The sequence below is a fragment of the Streptomyces sp. x-19 genome (genome assembly GCF_046549115.1).
Taxonomy (GTDB): domain Bacteria; phylum Actinomycetota; class Actinomycetes; order Streptomycetales; family Streptomycetaceae; genus Streptomyces; species Streptomyces albulus_C.
Genome location: NZ_JAJPWK010000016.1, coordinates 82213 through 93810, shown reverse-complemented (window position 1 = coordinate 93810; position 11598 = coordinate 82213). Strand labels below are relative to the sequence as shown.

Genomic DNA, 11598 nt, shown 5'->3' with positions numbered 1-11598 from the left:
ACGTCCGCCGGTTGCGCCTGCACGGTCCGCACGGGCACGACACTCGGCCGCATCATGAACAACTTCTGGTTGTATCTGGCATGCAAGGGTCCGGAGTGACGGACGGTCCGGTCGGTCCATCCCACGGCTCCGTTGCTGCCTGCCCGCACGGCCACCGCCGCGGCTCCGGCCGGGTGGGGCCGCCCATCTTCCCGGAGGTGACGCACCCGTGTCGGACACTTTCGTCCATCTGCACAACCACACCGAATACTCGATGCTGGACGGCGCGCAGAAGCTGGAGCCGATGTTCGCCGAGGTCGCCCGGCAGCAGATGCCGGCGATCGCCATGAGCGACCACGGGAACATGTTCGGGGCCTACGAGTTCGCGCAGGTCGCGAAGGGCTTCGACGAGGTCAAGCCGATCATCGGGATCGAGGCGTACGTGGCGCCGTCGTCCCGGTTCACCCGGAAGCGGGAGTTCTGGGGTCCCGGGGGCCGACGCGCCGTCAGCGACGACGGCGAGGGGTCCAAGGACGTCTCCGGGGGCGGCCGCTTCACCCACATGACCATGTGGGCGCGGAACGTCCAGGGCCTGCGGAACCTGTTCTGGCTCTCCACGCAGGCCAGTTACGAGGGCCAGTTCCCGGCCGGCAAGCCGCGGATGGACCGCGAGCTGATCGCCGAGCGGCCGGACGGCATCATCGCCACCACCGGCTGCCCCTCCGGCGAGGTCCAGACCCGGCTGCGGCTCGGCCAGTACGCCGAGGCGCGGGCCGCGGCCGGCGCCTACCAGGACCTCTTCGGGCGGGAGAACTACTTCCTGGAGCTGATGGACCACGGCCTGGACATCGAACGGACCGTCCGCGACGACCTGCTGCGCCTGGCGAAGGGCCTCGACCTCCCGCTGTTGGCCACCAACGACGCGCACTACGTCACCGAGGACCAGGCCGACGCCCACGACAACCTGCTGTGCATCGGCGTCGGCAAGAACAAGGGCGACCCCCACCGGTTCCGCTTCAACGGCTCCGGCTACTACCTGAAGTCCGCCGCCGAGATGCGGCGCCTCTTCGCCGAACTCCCGGCGGCCTGCGACCACACGCTGCTGGTCGCCGAGCGCGTCGAACCCTACGACGCGGTCTTCGACCACGTCGACGAGATGCCGCAGTTCCCGGACCTGCCCGAGGGCGAGACCCAGGAGTCCTGGCTGCGCAAGGAAGTCCTCAAGGGGCTGAGCCTGCGCTACGGGGACCCGGTACCCCCGCACGTCCTGGAACGGTTCGAGACCGAGATGGCGGTCATCGGGCCGATGGGCTTCAGCTCCTACTTCCTGGTCGTGGCGGACATCTGCCGGCACGCCCGGGACAACCGGATCCCGATCGGCCCGGGCCGCGGCTCGGCCACCGGCTCCCTCGTCGCCTACGCCACCCGCATCACCGAACTCTGCCCGCTGGAGCACGGCCTGCTCTTCGAACGGTTCCTGAACCCCGAGCGGATCAACCCTCCGGACGTCGACCTCGACTTCGACGACCGCCAGCGCGACCGGATGGTCCGCTACGTCACCGAGAAGTACGGCGACGCGTTCACCGCCCTGGTCAACACGTTCGGCAAGATCAAGGCGAAGAACGCGATCAAGGACTCCTCCCGGATCCTGGGCTACCCCTACGCACACGGCGAACGGATCACCAAGGCGCTCCCGCCGGACCAGAACGGCAAGTCCGCCCCGCTCGCCGCCCTCTTCGACCCCGCGCACGAACGGTACGCCGAGGCCGGCGAGATCCGTCGGCTGTACGCCACCGAACCGGACGTGCAGCAGGTGATCGACACCGCCCGCGGCGTGGAGGGCCTGACCCGCGGCACCGGAGTGCACGCCGCGGCGGTGATCCTCTCCAAGACCCGGCTGACCGACCGGATCCCCTTGCACATGCGGGCCGCGGACGGCGCGCGGATCACCGGGTTCGACTACCCGTCGTGCGAGGCGATGGGCCTGGTCAAGATGGACTTCCTGGGCCTGCGGAACCTCGGCGTGATCGACCAGGCGCTGGCGAACATCCGCGGGAACCGGGGCGTGCGACTGGCCACCGTGGACCCTCTGGACGGCGACCCCGCCACCGTCGTGATCCCCCTGGACGACGCCCCGACGTACCGGCTGCTGGCCGACGGCAACACCTTCGGCGTCTTCCAGCTCGACGGCGGGGGCATGCGGGCCCTGCTCAGGCTGATGGAGCCCACCCGGTTCGAGGACATCGCCGCGGCCAACGCCCTCTACCGGCCGGGCCCGATGGCCGCCAACGCGCACACCAACTACGCCCTGCGGCAGAACGGCAAACAGGATCCGACGCCCATCCACCCGGAGTTGAAGGAGGCCCTGGAGCCGATCCTGGGCTCCACCCACCATCTGCTCATCTTCCAGGAGCAGATCATGGCCATCGCACGGCAGTTGGCCGGCTACACCCTGGGCGGCGCCGACATGCTGCGTCGCGCGATGGGCAAGAAGAAGCCGGAGGTGCTGGCCGCGGAGTGGGAGAAGTTCCACGGCGGCATGCGCGACAACGGCTACTCCGACGAGGCGATCCGGGCCCTGTGGGACGTGATGCTGCCGTTCTCCGGCTACGCCTTCAACAAGTCGCACACCGCCGGCTACGGCCTCGTCTCCTACTGGACCGCGTACCTCAAGGCCAACTACCCGGCGGAGTACATGGCCGCGCTGCTCACCTCGGTCGGCGACGACAAGGACAAGGCCGCCGTCTACCTCGCCGACGCCCGCAAGAACGGCGTCCGGGTCCTCCAGCCCGACGTCAACGAGTCCGTCGCGGAGTTCACCGCGATCGGCGACGACGTGCGGTTCGGACTGCGCTCGGTGCGCAACGTCGGAGACGCCGTCATCGAGGCCGTCGTCGACGCCCGCCGACGGAAGGGAAAGTTCACCTCGTTCGCCGACTTCGTGGACAAGGTCGACCTGCCCGCGCTGAACAGGCGGGCCGTGGAATCCCTGATCAAGGCCGGCGCCTTCGACTCACTCGGCCACACCCGCAAGGGACTGACCGCGGTCCACGAGGGTGCCATCGACGCGATCATCCCGGTGAAGAAGGCGGCCGGCTTCGGCCAGGACGACCTGTTCGCCGGACTCGGCGGCGGGGCCGACGACCGACCGGCCTTCGGCCTGGACCTCCCGATCGACGCGGCGGAGTGGCCGCGTCGCCACCTGCTCGCCACCGAGCGCGAGATGCTCGGACTGTACGTCTCCGCCCACCCCTTGGACGGGGCCGAGCACGTCCTCGCCGGCGCCCGGGACTGCTCGCTCGCCGAGCTGCTCGGCTCCGGCCGCACCACCGGGGAGGTGCAACTGTCCGGGCTGATCACCGGCATCCAGCGCAAGGTCACCAAACAGGGCAACGCCTGGGCCATCGTCACCCTCGCTGACCGCGACGCCAGCATCGAGGTGCTGTTCTTCCCCGCCGCCTACCAGCTCGTGCAGCCCGCCCTGACCGAGGACGCCGTCATCGCCGTCCGCGGCCGGATCGAGGACCGCGACGGCACCCTCAACGTCTTCGGCCGCGAGCTGGCCGTGCTGGACCTGTCCGCGGCCGAGCACGGCGGACGTCCTCCGGTGCGGCTGGCCTTCCTCGCGCACCGCCTCACCGAGGACGGGGTGCGCGAACTCAAGCGGCTCCTCGCCGACCATCCCGGCGACCACCCCGTCCACCTCAGCGTCCGCGGCAGCGCGAAGACCACCGTCTACGCCCTGCCCGCCACGGTGGACGCCGGCACCCTCGCCTCCGACGTCAAGGGCGCGTTCGGCGCCGAAGCCTGGGCGGGCCTGGCATGAACCCCACCGCCGATCCCGCCGCCCCCTCCTGCCCGCGTTGCCGGACCCCGGTACTGCTGGTGGTGCGCCACCCCCACACCTGGCACAACCGCTCCGGAGCGCCGGTGCACGGTCTCAGGGAATCCGTGCTCTGCCCTTCCTGCGCCCCGGACGACCCGACCGCGGCCGCCCTCCTCGCCCTCCTCGCCCTGCTCGGCGACGGCGACGGCCCGCCCCCGGACCCGCCCGAGCCCCTCGGCCCGCACCTGTACGCCTGGCTGGCCGCGGTGCGCGCACGCACCCCGTGCGCGGCGGCCCTGGCCGACGAGGAGTCCCGGTGGCGGGCGGGCGAGCTGTGACGGGCCGCGTCCGGCGGCGCCCTACATGTCGGGCAGTCCGTGCCGCTTCCAGATCGCCTTGCCGCAGTAGACGGTGGCGCCGTCGGTCTTCCAGAGCCGGTCGCTGCCGCAGGCGTCGTTCGGCGCACCGTTGGGGAACACCCGCGTGACCTGGACGGTGTACTGGTACTTGGCCGGGATGCCGGCGCCGCACGGGGTGACGGCGTTGGTGTAGACGGAGAGCGTCGAGGAGCCCTGCGCGACGGCGAACATGCACTGGCCGACGACGTAGTTGCGCCGCAGGCAGAGGTTGGCTTCGGTGGTGTCGCCGTTGGTGTGGAACCACGTCATGTCGTCGGAGGTGCAGGTCGACGACCGCGACACGGACTGCACCCGGTAGTAGGCGTCGGAACCGGAACACCCGGTCACCGTAGGGGTGTCGGGCGTCCAGTTCGCGTCGTAGCGGTTGCCCAGGCAGTCGTCGGTGGCGATCCGGCCGAAGGCGAGGTCGTCGGCGCTGGACGGAGTGGGGCTCGGGCGGTAGGTCGTGGGGTCGGGACGGTAGGTGGTCGGATCAGGGCCGTAGGTGGTGGGGTCGGGGCCGTAGGTCGTCGGGGCGGCGCTGTAGGCCGTGGCGTCGGAGGTGCTGCTCGTCGGCCCACCGGTCGCCGTGTCCGTCGACGCGTCGTTGTGGTGCCGGACCAGCCAGACGATGGCCAGGATGACGAGTACGGCCCCGAACATCGCGCCCCACTCGACCTTGCGCGCCGGTTTCCCGTCCGGTCGCGGCGGCGCCGGGGGCGGGTCGTTCCTCGGCTCCGGGCGCGGCCGCCGCGGTGCGTCCGTCCGGTCCGTCCGCTCCTGGGTGAGGAGTTTGGTCCGGCCCGGAAGGTCGGAGGTCCAGCTGCGGGTGACGGTCTCGGCCTCCGCCTGGTCGGCGGCGCGGCGGAGCCGGCGGCCCTGGTCGGCGTACCGCCCGATGAGCGACGTCCAGCCGGGCGGCAGGACCCCGGTGGTGCCCTTCGCGAAGCGTCGGACCAGTTGGTCGGCGGTGGGCCGGTCGTCGGGTTGCACCGCGAGGCAGTCGCGGACCACTCCGGTCAGGTCCGGGGGCAGTCCGGCCAGGTCGATGGCGGCCCGCCGCACGTAGTTGAGCTGCTGCAACGGCTCGTGGGTCGGCGGGTAGGGCAGCTTCCCGCAGGCCACGTAGTACAGGGTGATGCCGAGCGCGTAGATGTCCGAGGCCGGGGTGCTGGGCTGTCCCTCGGCCTGTTCCGGCGCGGCGAAGGCGATGGTGCCCAGGGTGAGCTGGGTGCTGGTGAGGTCGCTGGCGTGGGAGATGCCGAAGTCGATGACCTTCGGCCCGTCGGCGGACAGCAGGATGTTCAGCGGTTTGACGTCCCGGTGCACGATGCCCTTGCCGTGGAGTTCGGCCAGCGCCCGCACGATCCCGGAGGCGATCCAGCGCACGGCCCGCTGGTCCTCCAGGGCTCCCTGCTGCACCACCAGCGCCTCCAACGAGGGCGCCGCCACGTACTCCATGGCCATCCAGGGGCGACCGGCCTCGACGTCGGAGTCCCACACCCGGGCGGTGTAGGTGCTCGTGACGCGGCGGGCGAGCCGGACCTCCCGGTCGAAGCGCTTGCGGGCCTCCGCGGTGACGCCGCCGGGGGCGAGCAACGTCTTCACGGCGGCGATCCGACCGGTGCCCGGATCCCGCCCGAGGTAGATCACGCCCATGCCACCGGTGGCCAGTTGGCCGAGCAGCCGGTACGGCCCGAGCCGGCGCAGCTCCCCGCTCAGGGCGAACACGCCCATCTCGAACGGCTCTGTCACAGCGGCACCCCCGTGCTCCTCGCCATGGTGGTACGGACGCCTGACCCCGAACTGCGGTTCCAGACAAGGTACTTGACGGATTCCGGAGCGGGCCGGGCGCGACGGGGCGGCACTGCCCCGCCCGCGCCACCGCCCGCCGGACGTCGGTCCCGGACGTCAGTCCCGAACGCTGCCGAAGAAGTCCAGCAGCGCCGCGTTGACCTCGTCGGGCCGCTCCTGCTGCGTCCAGTGGCCGCAGTCCGGGAGCAGTGCGCTGTGGTGCAGTCGGGGCAGCACCTGCGGCAACGCGGCGATGAAGTCCCGCGCCGCGGGCAGGGCGGTGACGATGTCCTGTTCGCCGGCGAGGAACAGCGCCGGCACGGTGACCGGCAGCCCGTCCAGTGCGGCGGTCAGCTCCCAGTTGAGGTCGGTGGCGCGGTACCAGTTGAGGCCGCCGGTGAACGCCTCGGCGCCGTGCGGCGCGTACTCCGCGACGAAGGCGTCGAGGTCGGCCTCGGTCAACCAGGCCGGCAGCTCCCCGGGGTCGGCCAGCGCGTCGAGGAGCCGCCCGTCGGCCGGGGCGTTCCACAGCAGGCCGTCGCCGTCCGCGGGCCGCCCGGCCAGGATCCGCCGGAAGGTGGTGCGGACGTCCCGCGCCAGCTCGGCGTCGGCGCGTCCCGGCTCCTGGAAGTACACGAAGTAGTAGCGCTCGCCCAGCTGTTGGCGGTACGCGGCGGCCATCGACTGCCGGCCGCGCGGGAACGGCGGCACGCTGAGTCCGGCGACGCCGCGCACCAGGTCCGGACGGAGCTGCGCGGTCGTCCAGGCAACCGGTGCGCCCCAGTCGTGACCGACGAGGAAGGCGCGGGACTCCCCCAGGGCGTGGATCAGCGCGACGACGTCACCGGTGAGGTGGTGGACGGTGTACTGGGACGGGTCCTTGGGACGATCGCTGCGGCCGTAGCCGCGCTGGTCGGGGGCGACGACCCGGTACCCGGCGGCGGCCAGCGGGGCGAACTGGTGCCGCCAGGAGTACCAGCACTCGGGGAAGCCGTGCAGCAGCACGACCAGCGGCCCCTCCCCCTGCTCGGCGACGTGCAGCCGCACTCCGTTGACCTCGACGTCGTGGTGCTTGATGGCCGTCGTCATCTCCGACTCCCTCAGTGAGACGTCGGACCGGCGGCGGGCTCGCCCCCGGTCCCTCCCTGTGCTCTACCCCGTTCGCCCGCGTCCGGTCCCGGTGGCCGCGCGGGGAGGTCACAGGCTGCTGGTCAGACCCTCGATCGCGGTGCGGGCCCAGTCCTGCGCACCGGCCGCCGTACCGGCCGCCACGCCCGTCGCGACCGGGGCCAGGACGCCCTTGAGCACGGCCAGCGCCCGGCGGAGCCGGCCCGCCTCCGGCGGGGTCGGCTCGGTGATCGTCGCGAGCACCTCGCGGGCCGCCTCCTCGGTGTCCGCACGGTCCTGTTCGGCCAGGCCGACCCGGGGCAGTTCCCGCAGCAGGTCGGTGACGAGTGCGGCGAGCGCCTCGAAGCCCGGCGCCGCGCCGTCGGCGTTCTGTTGGTTCTGGGTGACCGCCTGGTTGTTCCAGGCGAACTGGGAGCCGGAGACGGCGCCGTGGAACACCGGCCCGGCGGGGTGCTGCTCGTGCTGCGGCTCGCTCATGTGCGGGATCCGTCCTCGTTGGTCTGCTGCTGGTGGACCTCGTGGTTGTGCCACGCCAACTGGACGCCGTTGGCAGCGGCGTTGAAGACCGGGCCGTAGTTGTTGACGATCGTCGGCGCTGGCTCGGCCGGCGTCGGCTCCCGCTTGACGACCCGCAGCGCCGTGCGGAGCGAGACCAGTTCGACGCGGCCGTTGTCCAGCACCGCCGCGCCCCGGTCGCCGTCGATCGCGCAGTCCGCCAGCCGGCCGGTGGCCCCGTCGTCGAAGCTCGCGCCGACGGCCGCGCAGTCGACGAACCGGCCGTTCGTCACGTCCAGATAGGCGGAACCCAGCCCGCAGACGCCGAACGCCGCCGAGCCGGTCACGGTGAGGTCGCGCGCGACGAGCCGCGCCGCGCCGAAGCCGATCGCGCCACCGGCGCTCACCGCCGTCACCGCGCAGTCGTGCAGGAACAGTTGGCCGTCCTCGCCGACGCCGAAGCCCAGCCGTCCGCCCTCGGCGACCGCGCCCTTGAGCGTGGCCCGGGAGTGCCCGAGCACCTCCACGGCGGACATGCCGCAGTCCCGGAACGCGGCGTCCACGACCTCGGCGGTGGTGCCCACGCCGCCCTTGGTCTCCAGGCCGGACGGGCAGCGTGCCACCCGGACCCGCTCGAAGGTGGCCTTGGACTCGTCGCGGACCCGTAGCGCCACGCTCGTCAGGCCCTCGACCTCGATCCGGGCGAAGCGGCCCCTGGCCGCCGCGGTCACCGCGATGCCGACGTTGCCCCCCGTGATGCGGCAGCCGTGGACGTCGGGGGCCCCGCCGTCGGTCGAGAACACCGCGACGTTGCCGGCGGCGACGACCGTGCAGTCCTCGAACCTGCCGCGGCCGCCCGTCTGGACGTTGATGCCGGTGTCCCGGCACCCGGTGAGCGTGCAGCCGCGCACCACCGGGTCGGCGCCGCTGGCGACCGCGATCCCGTGTTGCGCGTCGGTGACCCGGGTGCCGTCCACGGAGCCGCGGGACTGCTCGATGAAGAGGACGCCCTCGGCGTCCACGGCGTCGATCGCGCAGTCGGCCACGGCGAGTTCCGCCTGCGTGTCCGCCACCAGGGACGCCTTCCGGGTGCCGGTCAGCTCGCACCCGGTGACCTCGGCCCGCGCATCGCTGACCCGCACACCGTGGAGGCGGCTGCCGCCGATCCAGCTGTCGCGGACCGTGATGCGGGCGCCTTCGATGGCCGCGACGGCGTTGTCGGCGGCGTCGACGAACCGGCACCGTTCGATGCGCCCGTCGGCCCCGGCGAAGAGGGTGCGGCCGTGCCGGACCTCGCTGTCCCGCAGTGTCACGGTGGTGTTCGGCCGCGCGTGCACGCCGACGCCGCTGGGGGCCCGCACCTCGACGTGCTCCAACACCAGTGTGCCCGCACGGCAGTTGACGACGTCGGCGTCGCGACCGCTCAGCACGAGGCCGCTCACCCGGACCGTGCCGGCGGCGTCGAGGACGGTGCCGCGCGGGCGGTGCACCACCACGGAGCCCGGGCCGTCGACCGCGACCAACTCGACCTCGCCCTCGACGAGGAGCAGTTCCTCGTAGCGGCCGGGCGCGATCTCCACCCGTGCCGCGCGGCCCCGCCGGGCGGCGGCGGCCAGGGCCGAGCCGATGTCCGGGTGCGCGCGACGCGCACCCTGCGGCGAGACGACGTACCGCGCGACCATCCGGACTTCCCCCGTACCGGCGACTTGGAGCCGCCGATGCTACCGGAGGGGCGGTGCCGGCGCGGCGACTTCGGCGGGGCCGGGACCGGGGCCGGCAAGCCCGGCCCCGACCCCTGGTGCGGATGCCGTCCGTCGTGCGGAGGGGCTCACGCCGTCGTGGCGGCGTCGCCCTCCCGCACCGGCACCCGGCCCAGTTCCCGGGTCCGCAGGTGCGCGTAGCCGGGAAGAATCACTTCGTTGATCAGGGCGGTGCGTTCGTCGAAGGGGAGGAAGGCGGCCTTGGCCGCGTGGACGGTGAACTCCTCCAGTTCGGCGGCGCCGTAGCCGAAGGCGTCCCGCAGGTGCTGGAACTCCTCGGTCATCGTCGTGCCGCTGACCAGGCGGTTGTCGGTGTTCAGGCAGACCCGGAAGCCCAGTCGACGGAGCAGGTCGATGGGGTGCTCCGGATAGCCGGCCGCGGCACCGGTCTGGAGGTTGGAGGTCGGACAGACCTCCAACGCGATGCGCTGGTCACGGACGTAGGAGGCCAACCGGCCGAGCGTGACGCGCCCGTCGGCGTCGATCGTGATGTCGTCGGTGATCCGCACCCCGTGCCCGATGCGGTGGGCGCCGCATCGCAGCACCGCCTCGCGGATGGACTCCGCACCGACCGCCTCGCCGGCGTGCACGGTCACCCGGGCGCCCTGACTGCGCAGGTAGTCGAATGCCTGGGCGTGCCGACCGGCCGGATTGCCGATCTCCCCGCCGGCGATGTCGAAGCCCGCGACCCCGCGGTCGCGGTGCGCCACGGCCAGTTCGGCGATCTCCACCGCCCGGTCGGCGTGCCGCATCGCGCACAGCAGCGTGCCGACGCGGATCCGCCGGCCGGCCGCCGCCACCCGGCGCTCGCCCTCGCGGAAGCCGGCGTTGACCGCCTCGACCACCTGGTCGAGGGTCAGTCCGCCGGCCTGGTGCTGCTCGGGCGCGTACCGCACCTCGGCGTAGACCACCCCGTCCGCGGCCAGGTCCTCGGCGCACTCCGCGGCGATCCGGAACAGCGCCTCGGCGGTCTGCATCACGGCACAGGTGTGCGCGAAGGTCTCCAAGTACCGCTCCAACGAGCCCGAGTCGGCCGCGTCGCGGAACCAGTCGGCCAACGCGACCGGCTCGGTGGTCGGCAGGTCCCGATAGCCGATCTCCGCCGCCAACTCGATGATCGTCTCCGCCCGCAGCCCCCCGTCGAGGTGGTCGTGGAGCAGCACCTTCGGCGCACGACGGATCTGGTCCTCGGTGAGGGAACGGGAAGAGGTCGGGGATTCCAGCCGCAGCTTGTCAGACAAGGTCATGGGGCGGGAGTATGGCACGACTTCCCGTGACGGGCGAAGCGCCGGGGGCCGAAGCCACCCGACACCGGACCTTCGGGACGCGGCGTCCACCCTGCGCCGCCCCTCATCGGGCGTGCCAGACCTGGAGCGCCGGCACCCCGGGCGGCAGCAGGTGCTTGGCGGCCAGCAGTGGCGTGCGATCCAGCCGGACGACCTGGGTGACCAGCAGCGCGGGGGTGTCTCCGGGGCGGCCCAGTTGGGCGCCGCGCTGCCGGCCGAGGGTGGTGGCCGTGATGCTGCTGCTGCCGGTCAGCGAGAGGTGCCGTCCGGCGTCCAGGAGCAGGCCGAGCAGCGAAGCGGTCCGCCCGCCCGGCCCATCGAACGCCTCGGCGGCCTGCGGCAGGACCCGGCCCAGCACGTCGTCCGGGGCGGCCCACTCCTGGGTGAGGCAGCCGTGCGTCCCGCCCACCTCCAGCAGGCTCTCCCAGAAGCGGACCCGGCCACTGCCCGGCAGCAGCAGGTGCTGGGTGGAGAAGTCGGTCGGCTCCTCGTAGCCGCGGGCCAGGGCCCGGACCACGACCGGCCCACCCTGACCGAACAGCGCCTCCAGCGGCTTGAGGAACTCGAAGCCGCGCGGCGGAAGGTGGTGGTTGACGGTGCGCCCCACCCCGCGCCGCACGGTGATCACGCCGTCCTCCTGGAGCAGGATCAACGCCTCGCGCAACGCCGCCCGGCCCACCCCCAGCTCGGCGGCGAGCAGCGGTTCGGTCGGCAGGGTTGACCCCGGCGGATAGCTGCCGGTGCGGATGGCCTCCACCATCCGCTCGTACAGCAGGACGACCGGCCTCCGTTGAGGTTGTCTGGCAACCATGGTCCTCTCTCCGTGATCGCGGTCCGACACCCCACCATTCTCCTCGATCGCGCCACCGACCTGCGGTTTTTCCTGCGTTCCGACTTTCTCCACTGGCAGTTCACGCATCCACGGCCCGTTT

The 11598-nt window shown here is 72.5% G+C and carries 8 protein-coding genes; 2 read left to right on the top strand and 6 right to left on the bottom strand.

What is annotated here, in order from left to right; genetic code table 11:
* Window positions 1–208 precede the first annotated feature (208 nt).
* Both dnaE and ACLJT4_RS29145 read left to right on the top strand, forming a co-directional pair.
* The gene (gene dnaE, locus ACLJT4_RS29150; protein WP_411126728.1) at window positions 209–3805 is read left to right on the top strand and encodes a DNA polymerase III subunit alpha; all 3597 of its coding nucleotides are present in this window, start codon (window positions 209–211) and stop codon (window positions 3803–3805) included.
* On the top strand, window positions 3802–4143 hold the full coding sequence (locus ACLJT4_RS29145) for a DUF6300 family protein (RefSeq protein WP_411126726.1): 342 nt from the start codon (window positions 3802–3804) through the stop codon (window positions 4141–4143). The genes dnaE and ACLJT4_RS29145 overlap by 4 nt, the downstream gene beginning before the upstream one ends.
* A gap of 21 nt (window positions 4144–4164) precedes the next feature.
* Here ACLJT4_RS29145 and ACLJT4_RS29140 read toward each other — a convergent pair whose 3' ends face one another.
* From ACLJT4_RS29140 to ACLJT4_RS29115, 6 genes are all read right to left on the bottom strand, one after another.
* Window positions 4165–5958, bottom strand: coding sequence for a protein kinase domain-containing protein (locus tag ACLJT4_RS29140; RefSeq protein WP_411126724.1), 1794 nt, complete (start codon window positions 5956–5958; stop codon window positions 4165–4167).
* Window positions 5959–6114: 156 nt separating this feature from the next.
* Window positions 6115–7086 carry an alpha/beta fold hydrolase gene (locus ACLJT4_RS29135; protein ID WP_331249422.1) on the bottom strand — a complete coding sequence of 324 codons (972 nt, stop codon included), beginning with the start codon at window positions 7084–7086 and terminating at the stop codon, window positions 6115–6117.
* Between the two features lie 108 nt (window positions 7087–7194).
* Window positions 7195–7602, bottom strand: coding sequence for a hypothetical protein (locus ACLJT4_RS29130; protein WP_411126721.1), 408 nt, complete (start codon window positions 7600–7602; stop codon window positions 7195–7197).
* On the bottom strand, window positions 7599–9302 hold the full coding sequence (locus ACLJT4_RS29125; RefSeq protein WP_411126719.1) for a right-handed parallel beta-helix repeat-containing protein: 1704 nt from the start codon (window positions 9300–9302) through the stop codon (window positions 7599–7601). Before ACLJT4_RS29125 ends, ACLJT4_RS29130 begins: the two co-directional genes overlap by 4 nt.
* A gap of 146 nt (window positions 9303–9448) precedes the next feature.
* The gene (locus tag ACLJT4_RS29120) at window positions 9449–10627 is read right to left on the bottom strand and encodes an adenosine deaminase (RefSeq protein WP_411126717.1); all 1179 of its coding nucleotides are present in this window, start codon (window positions 10625–10627) and stop codon (window positions 9449–9451) included.
* 103 nt (window positions 10628–10730) lie between these two features.
* Window positions 10731–11477, bottom strand: coding sequence for a GntR family transcriptional regulator (locus ACLJT4_RS29115; RefSeq protein ID WP_411126715.1), 747 nt, complete (start codon window positions 11475–11477; stop codon window positions 10731–10733).
* Between the last annotated feature and the right edge of the window lie 121 nt (window positions 11478–11598).